Here is a 17,012-nt window from a genome sequence, read left to right as displayed (position 1 = left end):
CGATGATTAGGTGTAGTTGCCCTTATGCTTAGCTAAAGAAAACTCACCCAATAAGCTAAAAAATCCAGTCATTTTAAAATGACTGGATTTTTGTTATTATGAAGCTTTATTTATCTCAGATACTGATTGTTTTCCTACTTTGCTTAAGCCGATAAAGAAACGAACAGTGAATATAATCGCTGCAATTACGATAAATGTTCCACAGAGGGCTCCAAGTTGGTCAGAACCAGTCCATAATGGTAAATGCTCTGCCCATCTTCTTGGAGCACCTATTTTTCCAGCGTAAAGGAAGGATCCAACTAAACCTGTGAAGAAGAAGAAATAGGTGAAAATTGCATATTTGTCAAATCCAGTTTCTTTTTGAGCTTCTGAGCCTTCAGTTTTATTAAAATAGTACATAAAACCGAAGATCATTGCAACAACGCCCATTCCCATATAGGTATGGAAATGTCCGGGCACCCATTTAGTATTGTGCATTACATGGTTAACGACAATTGTTGCGTCTATAATCGCTGGAACGGCACCCGCAACCCAGCCAAACATAGATATGAAGAACATACCTGAAGCAAAATCCCACTTGATACTTGATTTATGTACAATCATCAATGCTCCATATGCAGTAACAACCATAACAGGAAGTCCGTTTGCATATGAGAAGATTTCACCAAGGATTAGCATCCACTTTGGAACAGAATAATCCATTAATAAGTGGTGGGTATAAATCATTAATGTAAATAAAGTGGAAAAATTCCAAGCAATTAAAAATACTTTATTCGATTTCCAAGGGCGGCCTGTATATTCTGCTAAAACTTCATAAACAGCGATAACAGCCATATATATCGTACAGTTAGCAAAGATATGACCGAATGCATATGTTAATTGTTTAGCTGCCATTGTATCAAAGGTAATGTTAGGATTAATAATGTTTAAAATGGATTCTAAAAGTGCAGTTGCACCGGCTAGAATACCAACTGAATTAGCAATAATAACCATTGCAGTAGCAACTACTGCTGAAGGAGGTCCATAGCCTTTTTTTCCACGGAATATATAATCCCATCCAAGTGCTTTTCCTAAACCACCATACTCTTTTATAAGTCGAGCTGCTAAATAGAAATACATGACTAAGTAGCCAATACCTACTGATAATAGACCAAATAAGAATAAGAGTGCTCCAGTGTTTCCATTTAATTTTGCAGAGAAAGATGGAAGTGGATATAAGAACGTCCAACCATCGGAGAAGTTAAAAACAAAAATACCGACAAGGATCATTAAAACTCCAACGATTGAAAAGATTAGATTAGCAAAAAGGATATCTGCGTTTAAGCGAACGTACTTAGATAAGAAATACCATAAGATAGCGCTTCCACCTAAAGATGCAATCCCGATCATTCCTGTTCCATGAACAGTCATTAGTTTATAAAAAAGTTGAGCTGGAATACTTATGATCTTACCTTGATTCAATAACATGATTACTCCAAAAGTCATCATAAGAACAAGAACGACAGAGGTAATCATTAATGAAAGTGCTACGCCTTTTTTAATGGAAGCTCGTTCATTTGTATCCATAATTATTTACCTCCTTTAGGCTTCACAACGATGTCTTTCATCATCAGATGATGACCAGTGCTGCAATATTCCAAACATAAAATTTTATAAGTCCCTGGTTTTTTAAACGTGACGTACTCAATATTTGTATATCCTGGCATTGCTTGAGTTTGTCCGATAATCTTCATATTTGGATCATATAATCCAAATCCGTGGGTTACATCCGCACTAGTAACACGGAATTGAACGGAATCCCCGACAGTAAAGTTTTCATCACTTAGGACCCAAGCAAATTGCTTACCTGTTACATTAACGATTTTATCATTCGTGGCAGCTTTTGCTGATTGGTCATGATATGGAAGCTTACTTAGTGATATAGCCGCAGCTAATCCTAAAATAGCAACAAGTCCAAGAAAATAAAATTTACGAATTTTATAACCCTTTACTTGAATTGGTGCATAATCTTTTAATCTTTTCGATTCTCCATATACAAAGGAAAATGCCAATGCAATTAAAAATACGAAGAATAATGTCGCGTACCAGGCAATAGATTGGTACATAGTAAACCCTCCCGTTATATAATCTATCAAACAAAAAATTTCCCCATCGCTTGCTTGATTGCATCTATCATTTTAATATTCTTTCCAAAAAAAAAATGTGAACTATATCATACTTTGACTAGTACTTTTTCGTTTTACCCACTCTTTTTAACTATAAAGCTCATTTTTTTTGTTTTCACATTACGAAGTGTGAATTACGTCACTGATTTAAGCCATAAACTACCAATGATGAATACGAATGTTCATGCTATCATTTTGGAAAAGACTCTTGCATTAGAGGAGGCTAGATGCAAACAAATCCTGAATTTCCTTCTTTTGAGCAGATCACCAAAAAACAATTATATATTCCAGTTGTTTGGAAGTTTTGGATTGGTCAGACTGCTGCTATCTTGTGGGTAGTATTCTCCATTTGGTTATCTCTTCCATGGGTCAATGATTTAAGCCAATATGTAGGTAAAACCATCTCAATATTGATTGTAATGGGGCTTGCATATATACCTGGCTATTTAAATGCATTTCTGGTAGTAGGTCTTCTTTTAGATCGACAACCCCCTGTTAAATATATGAATTGTAAAGAAACAATTTCTATTTTAATTGCTGCAAGAAATGAAGCAATTCGAATATCTGATACATTGCAAAATATTAGAAAGCAAGATTATCAAGGACAAATTCAAGTAATTGTTATTGATAACGGTTCAATTGATGGAACATCAACTGTTGTGGATGAAGAGGCAAAGAAAGGAAAAATTTCAGTCGTTTGCCTCAACGAACCAAGGGCTGGTAAACACTTTGCCTTAAATACTGGGTTAGAGCACGTAAAATCAGACTTAGTCATTACCCTTGATGCCGATACATTATTACATCCTTCAGCTGTCCGCTATATAGTAGAAAGAATTCAAAGTTCGCCAATGGATGTTTGTGCAGTTGCAGGTTCAGTACTAGTGAAAAATAGCCGTGAGACTTTTTGGACAAGGATTCAAGAATGGGACTATTTTCTTGGAATTGCATCTGTGAAACGTTTACAGGGATTGTACCAGGGGACATTAGTTGCACAAGGAGCATTTAGCATCTATAAAACTTCTGTAGTTAGGGAAATGAAGGGCTGGCCAGATGCAATTGGAGAAGACATTGTCTTAACATGGAAATTTTTACGGAATAATTGGCGTGTGTATTTTGAACCATTAGCAATTGCATTTACCGACGTACCCACTAAATTAACACATTTGGCTCGACAACGAAATAGGTGGGCGCGTGGAATGGTTGAAGGGTTAAAGCAAGTAAAGCCATGGGAGCAGCCGCGAATTTTCACAAAGTATCTTACATCAATTAATTTGATCATGCCGTACCTTGATATTGTCTATACTTTTTTCTGGCTACCTGGACTTATTTTAGCCTTTTTTGGATTTTACCCGATTGTGGGTCCAACTACATTGCTTGTTTTACCTCTAACAATTTGTAGCAATCTCTTACTTTATAATTATCAGAGTCATGTTTTTAAAAGACTTCATTTACGTGTTAGAAAAAATCGGGTCGGATTTATTAGTTTTGTTATTGTAAATCAAATGATCATGTCGCCAGTATCAGTTTGGGGATACTTTCAAGAAATTTTTCGGTTAAAAAGAGTTTGGAAGTAATGACCCCCATAATAGTTATAAAATATTCGAATGTTTTAGATAAGATAAACTAGACAAAATCTTATCTTTTTGGAGGTAGTTTGAGATGATTTTAATAGTAGATATCGATAAATTATTAGACTCAACTACCGATCTAAAAATGGACATTGATGATTTTCCTATCTTAAAAATTGAAATTGATAAAATATTAGAGAGAACTAGCGAATGGTAACGAAACTATCATTTCTAATTCTGTTTTATTTCTAAAATGAATAGCGCAATAACTATCCTTCTTATTTAAAGAGGGATTTTTTTTTTGAATAATTTTTGTTAATTTGCTTCTTTTAAAAAGACTCTACCCTGAAATAACTGTGGATAACTGTTATTTCATTCATAGATGTGCCAAAAATTTTGCATGGATGTCTGTTAAAGGTAAATGGTTATATTTCATACCTGTCCGAATTCTTAATAGACGGAAAAATTCCTCTTAATTAATAAAGGCTGTTTTCGCATAGATTGTTGTTTTTCGTACCTAGTCTAAAAACCCGAAATAGCAATAGTATCGTGCTCTTTTCTTAAAAACTTCCTACGGGTTTCATCGGTAAACTGGAATCCCATTCTAATTTAGTTTCAAATAGCAACAAAGTTTAAGAAAAGAGCCTTAATAAATTAGATTAAAAATAGAATTAAATAGACGGAGAGTTTTCGCCTATTGACGCAAAAACCGCGAAAATGGGGGACTTTGCATTACGTAACCGGAAAACCTCCGCTTATACACCCCGAAACGAGCTCTATTCTGCATTTAACCGGAAAATCTTCGCTTATTTTATTTTCGTTGGTTTCTTGGATTACTCGAGTAATGATTGCCGTTATTCCTACTTTAAAAATGGCTCTGTTAAACAATAATGTCTTTTAACTCCACTCGAAATCACTTATTTTTGCCCTTATATATATATTCATGTTTGAACAACAGTCGTTTTATTAAAATATTAACTTAAATATTTAATAGACACTGAAATTTAACATAGCCTTTAAAAATGAAAAAGGTAGTTAATAAATAAAATTTTTAGAAATATTAAAATTTTATAATACTTTTCGACTTTAAAGTGATATAATATCAATACGTTTATCCGTGTATGTGTTAAAGAGTCGGTATTTTTTATTAGGGGGATTTTGGATTATGAAGAAAATTGTTCGATTGGTTTCATTAGTATTCGCAGGAGTGTTATTGATTACAGGCTGTTCAAGTAAAGAAACTGTTGAAAAAAAGGGAAATGGTGAAAAGGTTTACCAAATTGGAATTACCCAATTTGCTGTACATCCTTCATTGGATGCAGCTACAAAAGGTTTTAAACAAGCATTAAAAGATAAAGGAATTAATGCTAAATTTGATGAACAAAATGCTCAAGCAGATATGAATAACACCCAAACAATTGCAAACAACTTTGTCGGAAATAAAGTTGATTTAATATTTGCTAATGCAACTCCAAGTGCAGTTAGTGCATTAAATGCAACGAAAGATATTCCAATTATATTTACATCTGTTACGGATCCGGTTGGTGCAGGTTTAGTTAAAGCATTTGATCAACCAGGGAAAAATATTACAGGAACAACAGATAACCATCCTGATGCAACTGGTAAAACGATTGGTTTTATTACAGATGAAGTAAACGCAAAAAAAATAGGTGTAATCTATAATTCTGGTGAACAGAACTCAGTAGTACAGGTAAAACAAGTCAAAGATCTTGCTGAAAAGAAAGGTGCTAAGCTTGTTGATGTATCGGTTTCAACTTCTGCAGAAGTGAAACAAGCAGCAGAATCCCTTGTTGGCCGTGTAGATGCCATATATATCCCGACCGATAATACAGTTGTATCAGCACTTGATTCAGTTATATCCGTAGCAAATAGCAAAAAGATTCCGCTCTTTGTAGGTGAACTTGATTCTATGAAAAAAGGTGCTGTCGCAGCTAGTGGATTTAACTACTTTGATATTGGATATCAATCAGGTGTGATGGCCGCTGACATATTAAGTGGTAAGAAGAAGCCTTCAGAAATCCCAGTTGAATTACCGAAGACATTAAAGCTTGTGATTAATAAAAAGGCAGCAGCTACACAGGGGCTTAAAGTAAATCCAGATTGGGAAAAACTTGGTGAATTTTACGAAGGAAATTAAATAGAAGATTTAAAAAAATTCTAAAGAAAAAACAAATTTGTGATTAAAGGATGTTGATCTCATGTTTACCGCCATATTTGGGTCATTTGAATCAGGTATTATTTATGCGATTATGGCATTGGGTGTCTATTTATCCTTTCGAATTTTGGATTTTCCAGATTTAACAGTAGATGGCAGCTTTGTAACAGGGGCTGCTGTCGCGGGAACCATGATTGTTGGGGGGGTAAATCCATTTATTGCCACGTTTACGGCTTTAATTGTGGGTTTTGTGGCAGGATGCTTGACTGGAATTATCCATACGATGGGAAAAATCAACAACTTGCTTTCTGGAATAATAATGATGATAGCTCTTTACTCTATTAATCTTAGAATAATGGGGAGATCCAATATTCCTTTATTAAATACTGATACATCTTTTACAAAAATCAGTGCTTTTTTTGAAAAAGCTGGAATAGACAACTTCTTTAATTCTATTTTAAAAGCAATTGGACTTGGGGATAGTCTCCCGGATACATGGGGAATTCTTATTTTTATGATTGCTGTTACTTTTATGATTAAAGGGCTAACTGATTGTTTTTTTAAAACGGAAATTGGTCTTGCAGTCAGAGCAACTGGGGATAATAAGCGGATGATTCGTAGTCTGTCTGCCAATACAAATTTGATGGTTATCTTTGGACTCGGACTCTCCAATGCATTAGTTGCTTTCTCTGGCGCATTAATTGCCCAACAAGGTGGATTTGCTGATGTTGGTATGGGAATTGGAATGATTGTGATCGGCCTTGCTTCAGTCATTATTGGAGAAGCTTTATTTGGAACAAAAACGATTGCTCGAACAACATTGGCCGTCATTGGTGGTTCAATTATATATCGCCTTGTTGTGACAATTGCTCTTCGTGTTGAGTTTCTTAATCCTGGCGATATGAAATTAATTACTGCATTAATTGTGCTAGTTGCTCTGACGATGCCAAAAGTGTTAGAGTCATTCGCTGAAAGAAAGCGAAAAGCACGCAAGAAAAGAGAGAGAATAAACGTAATTCATGTTCCCGTAAAACGAAAGGGTGGAGGGCATGCTGCGATTAAATCAGATTCATAAGGTTTTTAATGAGGGAACACCCGATGAAAAAATTGCAATTGATCATATTAATTTAACACTGGAATCGGGGGATTTTGTTACAGTCATTGGAAGTAATGGTGCTGGAAAGTCAACATTAATGAATATTATATCTGGCGTCATAACTCCAGATATAGGGGAAATCCATCTAGATGAAAAAAATGTAACGAATATTTCGGAATTTAAACGTTCCAAAATGATCGGTCGTGTCTTTCAGGATCCTATGGCTGGCACAGCTCCAACTATGACAATTGAAGAAAATTTGGCAATGGCTTTTTCCCGCAATAAAACAAGGACACTTAGGATTGGTGTAACCAAGAAGCGCCGCCATTACTTTCAAGAAGTACTGGAATCATTGCATCTTGGCTTAGAAAATCGGCTAAATGCTAAAGTGGGGTTATTATCAGGTGGGGAACGGCAGGCACTGTCTTTATTAATGGCAACCTTTACTGAACCATCTATTTTACTTTTGGATGAACATACTGCCGCACTAGACCCTTCACGAGCAGAGTTGATTACAAACCTTACTAAAGAAATAGTAGAAAATTATCACTTAACTACGTTGATGGTTACACATAATATGCAGCAGGCAATTGACTTAGGAAACCGCCTAATTATGATGGATAAAGGTCAAATTATTTTTGAAGTAGATGAAGAAGAAAAGAAAAACCTCACGATTGAAAGCCTTTTACAGGAGTTTAAGCGAATTCGCGGTTCCCAAATGGCGAACGATCGTGCAATCCTGTCTTAATTTACACAAAAAGATCAACTCCTCGGATTGATCTTTTTGTGATGAAATCTTTTTTGAAAAAATTTGCCAGAAGGGCTGTTAAAAGATAAAATAGTACAGACTATTCTTAACTTTTAACAGCCCATTTTTGTTTGTGGATGGGTAATAATATGTTTAGAGGATTTTGACATGACAACATTAAAAAAACTTCATCCATTAATTTTGAACATTATCATTGGTACGATGTTTGGTCGAATGGCTACATCAATGAGCATTCCGTTTTTGGCGATTTATTTAACCAATGTTAAAGGTGTATCTTCATCTGAAACAGGGATGATTATTGCTGTTAGTTCATTTATTGGAATTGGCACTAGCTTTTTTGGTGGGTATCTATCAGATCGTTTTGGAAGAAAAATAGTTTTATATATTTCAATCTTTCTGTGGGTAGGTGTTTTTATAGGCTTTGGTGTGGTTAATTCTGTTGCTGGCTTTTTTGTAGTTAATGCGATGAATGGTTTTTGCCGCTCTGTTTTTGAACCAACTTCAAGGGCATTACTTGCTGATTTAACAGAGCCGAAAAATCGATTGGTTATTTTTAACTTACGCTATACAGCTATTAATATTGGTGTGATCTTTGGTCCGATTGTGGGCTATTATTTAGGATCTTCCAAAACTACCTTTCCATTTTTTATTGCAGCTGCCGTTTATATTATTTATGGAATCTCACTAATCATAACCTTTCGGAAATATCCCCTTTCACCTGGTTCGAAAAATAACAATGAAGAACGAGTTACTTTAAAGCAAGCGTTCCAAATAGCGAGGACTGACTCCATTCTTTTATGGTCATTAATTGGCCTGATTTTTGCCATTACGGGGTATTCACAATTTGGCTCAACATTGCCACAGTATTTATCAAATACAACACAAATAGAAAATGGCGCGAAGTTCTTTTCGATTTTTTTGGCATTGAATGCTGCCGTTGTTATTTTGATACAATATCCATTATTGAAAATAGGGAAAAAGTATTCTCCCATTCTGTCGATTATTTTAGGTAATGTTATTTGCAGTACAGGTTTAATAGGTTTTGGACTTGCAGATACAATCCCTATATGGATTGTAATGGTAATTATTTTTACATTTGGAGAAGTTTTGATGTTTTCGATGACAGATATGTTTATGGATACAATTGCGAAACCAAATCTAAGGGGAACTTATTTTGGGGCGATGGGCTTTACCCAAATAGGAAACGTACTAGGGCCAGCACTCGGTGGTTTCTTGTTAGATTATTTTGGTTATAATAATCCGTTAATGGTTTTTGGATCACTGTTTTTACTCTCAATTATTGGAGTTCCTATTTTAATAAATGTTAAACTGAAACTGAAAAATAGCCCACATATGAGCAAACTAAAGGAATAAGCAAACTTCGGTGGCGCTAAAGAACCAAGAATAGAAATGAATATATCTTAGAGGAAAAAAAGTTTAGTTTTTAATGAACTTTTTTCTTTTTTATAAGTCTTTTCTTTTAGATGCGCTTTTTGTCCTATTGTTGGCGGCTCGTTTACTAGTAAGAAAAACTTATGAAAAGGGTGTTTGTATATGCTTCAATTGGATTATCATATTTTTCAAATCATAAATCATTTTGCTATTTCTGATGCATCTTTAAATCCAATAATGGATTTTCTATCACAGGATGGAGAATATTTATTTTTTCTAGGAATTATTATTTATTGGTTTATGCGGACAAAGACGAACCGACGCATGGTTGCGGAAGGTTTGATAGCCGCATGTGTCGCTTTAGGAATAAACGGATTGATTGGTTTACTTATTTATCGTGATCGCCCGTTTGTTCACCACCATGTCATACAGCTTATTCAGCATGCCGCTAATGCTTCTTTTCCAAGTGACCATGCAACAGGAGCATTTGTTATTGCAGGTTCAATATGGATTTGGAGGAAAAGGGATGGATGGGTTTGGTTACTATTAGCTACAGGTATTGCTTTTTCACGGGTCTGGACAGGTGTTCACTATCCTGCTGATGTCCTTGCTGGAATCGTAATTGGAATTGTAATAGCATTTAGTGTACATGGATTAATGAAACGTTGGAAACTTGCAGATAATATCCTATGTAGTATTGTTGATTTTTATGAAAAGCTCGAGAGCAAAGTTTGGAAGAATAAAAATATTTCCCATTCCTAAAAATTGAGGTGTGTGTATGGAATTCAATCGGGAGAAAAAAGTATTAGGTGTTCGTTCAATTATCTTTTGGATTGGATTCGTAAGCTTATTAACTGACATGTCTAGTGAAATGATTGTTCCGATATTGCCTTTATTTCTCACAAGTGTATTGCATACACAGATTGGTACAATAGGAATCATTGAAGGAATAGCAGAAAGTACTGCAAGTGTCCTAAAACTTTTTTCCGGTTGGTTTTCTGATCAAATTGGGAAGAGAAAACCCTTAATGATTATTGGTTACGGCTTATCAAATTTGATAAAGCCGTTTTTTGCCATTACAACTTCAGGGTGGCAGGTTCTGTTTATTCGGTTTGGTGATCGGTTTGGAAAGGGTATGCGCGGAGCTCCAAGAGACGCTTTAATTGCAGACGCAACAACAAAAGAAGATAGAGGGAAGGCTTTTGGCTTTCATCGGGCAATGGATACCCTTGGAGCTGTGATTGGCCCACTTGTTGCCTTTATCATTCTAAACACATATCACGGACAATATCGCACAATTTTTGTACTTTCAGCAATTCCCGGTGTATTGGCAATATTTGTTTTGATATTCTTTTTAAAGGAAAAGAAAAAAGATGAAAATAGTGAACAACGTGGGTTACCAAAGATTAGTCTTAAGCAAATGGGGCGTAAATTTGTTGTTTTCACCTTAATATCGACATTATTTGCTTTGGGCAATTCCTCTGATGCCTTTTTGATTTTACAAACCAAAGAGGTCGGAATGAAAGATACACTCATTCCCCTTGCTTATTTGGTCTTTAATTTGACCTATACCTTTTTTTCATTACCAACTGGAATTCTCTCCGATCGAATTGGTAGACGTCCCGTGATTATCAGTGGATACGTGATTTTTGCGATTATTTATTTAGGATTTGGTCTAGTCCATCACCCTTTGGGCATTTGGATTTTATTTGTATTCTACGGTCTATATTATGCAGCAACAGAAGGAATACAAAAAGCATATATAGCAGATTTAGTGCCTATGGGAAATCGAGGCACTGCAATGGGAACCTTTAATGCTTTCACTGGGTTTGCCGCCTTACCAGCGAGTATTATCGCAGGATCTTTATGGCAAGCTTTTGGTCCATTAGCCACCTTTGCGACAAGTAGTGGCTTGGCAATTTTGGCAGCAATTCTGTTGTTTATTATCAAGGAATAGCGCATAAAGTCTATTACTCCTCTGTCATCGCCCTTAGGATCCCAATCGGCGGGCTTTCTTTACTAATTGCTGGATCATCCATTGGAAAAATAATTATTTAGGAGTACAATAATAATAATATTTCCAATTTTTTAGGCAATTAAAGGGGAGGAAGTTATGAAACTACTACAATTTGTAAAACAAGGTGAACTGCGTTTAGGTGTAAAAACGGATCTTGGAGTTTTAGATGTAAAAGTTGCAGCTGAACTGTTTGGGCAAACTGTACCTGCTAGTCTTCAAGAATTAATTTTACAAGAAGATGAAGGTTCTTTGATGTTGAAAAGTTTAGTAAGCCATGCTTGCACAGAAGGGTCATCAGAATTATTTGTATCTGTTGATGAACTTAAGTATGCACCGGCAATAACCAATCCTGAAAAAATTATTTGTGTAGGCCTAAATTATGTCGACCATGCTAAAGAGTCGAAAATGGATATTCCAACATCACCAATCTTATTCAGTAAATTTAACAATGCATTAGCTGCACATAATGATTACATTTCAATTCCACAAGGTGCTAAACAAATGGATTATGAAGCAGAACTTGTTGTTGTCATTGGAAAAACGGCTAAAAATGTAGCGGTGGAAGATGCATTATCCTATGTATTTGGATACAGTGCTGGAAATGACATCTCTGCACGTGATTTGCAATTTAAAACTGGTCAGTGGTTGCTAGGAAAAAGCCCTGATGGCTTTGCCCCTGTTGGGCCATGTATTGTCACAAGTGATGAGGTTGATCCAAATAATTTAGCTATTGAATGTCATGTTAATGGGGAAATACGCCAAATAGGAAATACAAAAAATATGATTTTTAATTGTGCCACTTTAATTAGTTACATATCTCAATATATGACATTAAAGCCTGGTGATATTATTTTCACAGGAACTCCACAAGGTGTTATTCTTGGTTACCCAACAGAATCGCAAACTTGGTTAAAATCCGGGGATGAAATAAATGTGATAATTGAATCAATAGGTGAATTAACAAGTATTTTAAAGTAACTTAAAGGAGTTTTACATAAATGAATACATTGGAAATCGCTGTAATCCCTGGAGATGGAATTGGCAAAGAAGTGGTTCCAGCATCATTAAAAGTCTTAGATGCCGTAGCAGAAGTTCACGGTGGACTAAAATTCAAGTACAGTGAGTTCCCATGGAGTTGTGATTACTATTTGGAGCATGGCAAAATGATGCCGGAAGACGGATTGAATTCTTTAAAAGGCTTTAACGCACTATTTCTAGGTGCTGTTGGGAACCCCCAATTAGTTCCTGACCATGTTTCTCTTTGGGGATTATTAATAAAAATCAGAAGAGAATTTGAACAATCCATAAACATACGCCCTGCAAAGTTTTTTAAAGGGCTTACATCTCCACTGGTCAATCCAAATGACTTTGACTTGATTGTGGTTAGGGAAAATAGTGAAGGGGAATACAGTGAAGTTGGTGGTAGAATTCATCAGGGTGAAGATGAAATTGCCATTCAGAACGCAGTATTTACTCGAAAAGGAACAGAGCGTGCCATGCGTTATGCGTTCGAACTTGCTAAAAAGAGGAAAAGGCACGTTACAAGTGCGACTAAATCAAATGGGATTGTCCATTCGATGCCATTTTGGGATGAAGTATTTAATGAAGTAAAGACGGAATACCCAAATATTGATACATCATCCTATCATATTGATGCTTTAGCAGCATTCTTTGTGACACGACCACAAATTTTTGATGTTATTGTAGCTAGTAATTTATTTGGCGACATATTAACTGATATTGGTGGTGCAATCATGGGAAGTATCGGGATAGCCCCTGCAGCCAATATAAATATAAATGGAAAGTATCCGTCCATGTTTGAACCAGTACATGGCTCGGCTCCTGACATTTATGGCAAAGGAATTGCCAATCCAATCGGGCAAATTTGGACTGCTAAGATGATGCTTGACCATTTCGGTGAATATGAATTGGGACAGAAGGTCTTGGATGTTGTTCAAGAGGTAACATACAGTGGCATTAAAACCCCTGATATTGGAGGAAAGTCATCTACAACTGATGTTGTTAATGCAGTATGCAGTAAAATAAAAGAGTTTTGATGAAGGTAAATGAAGGCACTAGTGAAATTTCACTAGTGTCTTCGTTTTAAAATGGTAAAAAAATCAAGTTCATATTTAGCTATTATGAGGTCTTCACCTCATTTTCAATAATATGAACCAATGAATTTTTTTTAATCCAATATTGAAAGTTGTCTATTGGAAATACTCCCCTGCAATTGGAATTGTGCATGAGAATAACAACACTTTTAGGTGTAATTTCTGTTATCTTCAATGTATCTGAGTTGCTGATGTTAGGTAAAAAAGTACTTTTCATTTCAAACTCCATGTTGCTGTATAACTTCATATAAACCTCCTGATTTTGATTCCAATTAATAGATGGATTCATTTGCACATAAGATCCCCTACTATTTTGATTTTATCCATATTATGGTCATGATTTTTCTGTAAAGAAAATACGAATTTAAGCACAAACGAGTTGGAGCATCAAGTTCATAGTTTAACAAGAAACGAAGTGGTTTGTCTTTAACACTTATCCCCCTTTTGGAATATTATTATAATAAAGGCTGGTGAGTGATATGTATTTGGTTGGTTTTTATTCGCCAAAAGCAAAATCAGGTGTAACTGAGTTGTCTTTGTCGATTTATAATTGGCTTAAAATAAACACGACTTTATCTACTGCATTCATTTCCTATGGGACTCTAGAAAAAGAAGAGATATCAGATGAGCTAATCCATGAATTTTCAAAATTATCGTTATCAAATCAAAAAAGTAAAATTAAAAAAATGAAAAAAAAATACGATATTATTATTTATGATGCATCAAGTCAACTTTCTGAAGGGGTATTAAAGCTATTGCCGATTGTGGACCGATTATTTGTAGTTGGCGAAGAACATACCGATTTTGCAGTCAAACTGCATCAAATCATTAAGTTTAACAAAATTTTTGATAAAAGCGTAAAGAATTTTATTAGGCATTTACAAGGTAATAAAACGTTTATAATCCGTGAAAATAAGGAAGATCGGGTTATTGGCTTTAATTATACTAAAAAAGAAACAAATGAGATTGGTCAAATGGTGTACACCGATTACGTTACACATTATTTAGAAGAAAAGTTTATAGAAAATAATGAAAAAGCATTTCAGAAAATCAAACAAATTCCCAAAGATGACTTATCTAATGGTTTATACGAACTAGGTATTGATTTTGAAAAAGCACTACTCTTTCAAAAGTATGTTATTCTCCGAGAAGCATTGGGTCAAGATTATAATGAAGCACTCGAAAACCTTTTTCCATTTTTAATTAATTCTACATTCGAAGATTTATTGGATAGGTTTCAAAATGAATTAAATTTTATTTTAAAGCTTAAAAAGAAATAATCTTAATTAATATAATGGGATATTATGTTAAAATATTATTAGATAAAAAACAAATAGTTTACTAATGTGGAAATAAAGAAGGAATTTCATGGAGGATTTGAAGTGAGTACCCATCTATATCTAACAAGGCATGGTGAAACAATTTGGAATACAAAAAACGTAATGCAGGGGTGGAAAGACTCTCCTTTAACTGATAAAGGGGTAAAGCAGGCAATGCAGCTTGCTGACAGGCTCTCTACTGTTTCCTTAGATGCAATTTATTCGAGCACAAGTGAAAGGGCCATAAATACCGCCGAAATAATCAAGAGGGGAAGACCAATTGAGGTGATTAAACTTAACTCACTAAGAGAGTTATCTTTTGGAATATGGGAGGGGAAAACGTTTGATGAAAACGAAAAGGCCACTCCTGAACAATGGTTCACTTTTTGGGAAAAGCCTCATTTGTTTTCAAGTGATACAGTCGAATCATTTAAACAAGTTCAAGAAAGAATGGTAAACACAATCGAAAGTATCGTTAAGGCACACCCATCAGAAAATATTTGTATTGTCACCCATTCAATTGCACTTAAATTATTAATGCATTATTTTGAAAAAATCCCATTGGAAAAGCTATGGTCAACTCCAGCAATTCCATCAACAAGTTTATCTTTGGTTAAGATAAGCGAAGGGATAAACGAATTTTTACTTAAATATGATACATCACATTTATAAGATTAATAGAAAGAGCTACTTTGATAAAAAATGCTTGGATAGAAGCTTATTCAAGCTTTTTTGTTGTAATCCTTTTAAATTAATGTTGAAAGAATGATAACTCGTTTGAAAATGGGATAAAGCCCATAGCCAATGAAAATTCCTACCATATTCAAAATAAGGTCATCGATATCCATGCTGCCTCGTTGAGTTATAAATTGTCCTACTTCAATCAAACTAATGAATAGAAAGGGTAAAAAAATAAGTTTATAATAGCCTTTTTTAAAAACAATCAGTAAAAAAACGCCATATGGAATAAACAAACCGATATTCGCGGTAAGATTATATACTGAAATTAATAAATTAACTTTTCCTGAAAGATAATAAGAGATCGTCGCAAACGGCATTAGATTCATCGAATGGTAGCTTTGGTTGTTTGGACGATAAAACAGCAATACCAAAAGGGCTATAGTATATAGAATCAAAATCCATAAAAATAAGGAGTAAGGTAAATGAAGTGTCTGTCTATTGATCAATAGGATTAAGAAGAATGTGATAATGAAGATACAAAAGAATACAACTGCTAAAACGATTGGGTGGAGGTATGCTGTTAATTGAATTAAGATTGGAAATAATAAAAAAAATAAACCAATTGAAATCGCTAAAGACATAAAGAATGATTTTTTCATGAAAGACACCTCAATTTTTTCTGCAATTTACCAAAAAGCAAAAAATTTATAACGTAACATGTTCAGCTCCCTATTTTCACTATAACATAAAAGTAAAATAAGACGGTTTTTGACCGTCTCGTTAAATATGAAAGAACTGGTTTATTCTATCTTGCTTTAGAAGATTTCCAATAAAGAAGGAGCCAAAAATACCATAAACAGCACTAACTTCATCAAATCTTGTATCATATATTAGCTTTTTAAATTGCAAGGCATCGTCAGAAAATAAAGTAACTCCCCATTCGTAATCATCAAAACCAATAGAGCCTGTTATAATTCGTTTTACTTGTTCATTATAGGGTTTACCTGTACCAATATGTTCAAACATCAATCTTTTTCTTTCTTCAACTGGAAGCATAAACCAATTTGTTTTCTCCGCGCGAAGCTTACTCATTGGATAAAAACATAAATATTCATTCTTTGGTATCGTAGGGTGAAGTTTTGCCAACATAGCTGGATCTTCAAAAGGATTTTCTGCCATTTGCGAGTAACTACTTTTTTCAATAACAGATATGTAAGAATATGCTGGTACTGTAAAATCAGCAAGAATGGTTTTATTGAATTCTGTTTCAACTTCATTGAGTTCTTTCATTGTAGGGCGCAAAATCATAAATAAAAGATCTGCTTTTTGGCCAACAACAGTATACACTGAATGACTTCCCTTATTATTTGACTCAATCATTTCCCACTTTTTCAATAATGATTTAAATTCATGAAGGGCTTGTTCCCGTTGTCCTGAAGATACTGTCTTCCATTTTGTCCAATCAATAGTCCGAAAGTCATGTAAACAATACCAGCCCTCAATTGTTTTCATAGCTTGATTCATCAAAATCACTCCTAATTAAAATTATTCTTTTTATATACTTATTATCCCTAATTTATACGATAATGATTTTCACTATTAGTAGTTGTGATATATATCACATAAATAATTCTTTTCAAGATTGTTTTTTAATGAGTGTTGTTTTTGAGTCATTGAGGAGGAGTAAGCATGAGGAGAAACGATAATTAATGGAA

At 34.6% G+C, this 17,012-nt stretch carries 17 protein-coding genes; 12 read left to right on the top strand and 5 right to left on the bottom strand.

Annotated features, from left to right (window positions below; all coding sequences use genetic code 11):
* Positions 1-96: 96 nt before the first annotated feature.
* Complete coding sequence (locus tag RCG20_RS03005; protein ID WP_308182753.1) at positions 97-1,566, bottom strand: cbb3-type cytochrome c oxidase subunit I; 1,470 nt, start codon at positions 1,564-1,566, stop codon at positions 97-99.
* A gap of 2 nt (positions 1,567-1,568) precedes the next feature.
* On the bottom strand, positions 1,569-2,105 hold the full coding sequence (locus tag RCG20_RS03000; protein ID WP_308182752.1) for a cupredoxin domain-containing protein: 537 nt from the start codon (positions 2,103-2,105) through the stop codon (positions 1,569-1,571).
* Positions 2,106-2,392: 287 nt separating this feature from the next.
* Here RCG20_RS03000 and RCG20_RS02995 point away from each other — a divergent pair, with 287 nt between their 5' ends.
* From RCG20_RS02995 to RCG20_RS02950, 10 genes are all read left to right on the top strand, one after another.
* Positions 2,393-3,739 (top strand): glycosyltransferase family 2 protein, encoded by a 1,347-nt coding sequence (locus tag RCG20_RS02995; protein ID WP_308182751.1) that lies wholly within the window; start codon positions 2,393-2,395, stop codon positions 3,737-3,739.
* A gap of 85 nt (positions 3,740-3,824) precedes the next feature.
* Positions 3,825-3,950, top strand: coding sequence for a hypothetical protein (locus RCG20_RS02990; RefSeq protein ID WP_308182750.1), 126 nt, complete (start codon positions 3,825-3,827; stop codon positions 3,948-3,950).
* Positions 3,951-4,898: 948 nt separating this feature from the next.
* Complete coding sequence (locus tag RCG20_RS02985; RefSeq protein ID WP_308182749.1) at positions 4,899-5,891, top strand: ABC transporter substrate-binding protein; 993 nt, start codon at positions 4,899-4,901, stop codon at positions 5,889-5,891.
* 61 nt (positions 5,892-5,952) lie between these two features.
* Positions 5,953-6,984 carry an ABC transporter permease gene (locus RCG20_RS02980; RefSeq protein WP_308182748.1) on the top strand — a complete coding sequence of 344 codons (1,032 nt, stop codon included), beginning with the start codon at positions 5,953-5,955 and terminating at the stop codon, positions 6,982-6,984.
* A complete protein-coding gene (locus tag RCG20_RS02975) occupies positions 6,959-7,753 on the top strand; it encodes an ABC transporter ATP-binding protein (protein ID WP_308182747.1) in 795 nt (264 codons plus the stop codon). The genes RCG20_RS02980 and RCG20_RS02975 overlap by 26 nt, the downstream gene beginning before the upstream one ends.
* 168 nt (positions 7,754-7,921) lie before the next feature.
* Complete coding sequence (locus RCG20_RS02970) at positions 7,922-9,148, top strand: MDR family MFS transporter (protein ID WP_308182746.1); 1,227 nt, start codon at positions 7,922-7,924, stop codon at positions 9,146-9,148.
* Between the two features lie 180 nt (positions 9,149-9,328).
* Positions 9,329-9,928, top strand: a complete 600-nt coding sequence (locus RCG20_RS02965) for an undecaprenyl-diphosphatase (protein ID WP_308182745.1) — start codon at positions 9,329-9,331, stop codon at positions 9,926-9,928.
* A gap of 16 nt (positions 9,929-9,944) precedes the next feature.
* Positions 9,945-11,123 carry an MFS transporter gene (locus tag RCG20_RS02960; RefSeq protein ID WP_308182744.1) on the top strand — a complete coding sequence of 393 codons (1,179 nt, stop codon included), beginning with the start codon at positions 9,945-9,947 and terminating at the stop codon, positions 11,121-11,123.
* 156 nt (positions 11,124-11,279) lie between these two features.
* Entirely contained in the window at positions 11,280-12,161 is an 882-nt protein-coding gene (locus tag RCG20_RS02955) for a fumarylacetoacetate hydrolase family protein (protein WP_308182743.1), read from the top strand.
* Between the two features lie 20 nt (positions 12,162-12,181).
* Entirely contained in the window at positions 12,182-13,240 is a 1,059-nt protein-coding gene (locus tag RCG20_RS02950) for a tartrate dehydrogenase (protein WP_308182742.1), read from the top strand.
* Positions 13,241-13,322: 82 nt separating this feature from the next.
* On the opposite strand, the gene RCG20_RS02945 is transcribed toward RCG20_RS02950, so the two are convergent.
* A complete protein-coding gene (locus RCG20_RS02945) occupies positions 13,323-13,544 on the bottom strand; it encodes a hypothetical protein (protein ID WP_308182741.1) in 222 nt (73 codons plus the stop codon).
* A gap of 232 nt (positions 13,545-13,776) precedes the next feature.
* On the opposite strand from RCG20_RS02945, the gene RCG20_RS02940 reads away from it, so the two are divergent.
* Together RCG20_RS02940 and RCG20_RS02935 are read left to right on the top strand one after the other, a co-directional pair.
* Complete coding sequence (locus tag RCG20_RS02940; RefSeq protein ID WP_308182740.1) at positions 13,777-14,577, top strand: hypothetical protein; 801 nt, start codon at positions 13,777-13,779, stop codon at positions 14,575-14,577.
* A gap of 102 nt (positions 14,578-14,679) precedes the next feature.
* Complete coding sequence (locus RCG20_RS02935; protein ID WP_308182739.1) at positions 14,680-15,288, top strand: histidine phosphatase family protein; 609 nt, start codon at positions 14,680-14,682, stop codon at positions 15,286-15,288.
* A 74-nt stretch (positions 15,289-15,362) separates the two neighbouring features.
* Here the strand turns inward: RCG20_RS02935 and RCG20_RS02930 are convergent, their stop codons facing one another.
* Complete coding sequence (locus RCG20_RS02930; RefSeq protein WP_308182738.1) at positions 15,363-15,956, bottom strand: VanZ family protein; 594 nt, start codon at positions 15,954-15,956, stop codon at positions 15,363-15,365.
* Positions 15,957-16,077: 121 nt separating this feature from the next.
* On the bottom strand, positions 16,078-16,821 hold the full coding sequence (gene hemQ / locus RCG20_RS02925) for a hydrogen peroxide-dependent heme synthase (RefSeq protein WP_308182737.1): 744 nt from the start codon (positions 16,819-16,821) through the stop codon (positions 16,078-16,080).
* Positions 16,822-17,012: the final 191 nt, after the last annotated feature.

Origin of the sequence: Neobacillus sp. PS3-40 (assembly GCF_030915485.1) — a bacterium.
Lineage (GTDB): Bacteria > Bacillota > Bacilli > Bacillales > Cytobacillaceae > JAUZPL01.
Note: the sequence above shows the minus strand (reverse complement) of the source record. Positions and strands in the feature narration are given on the sequence as shown.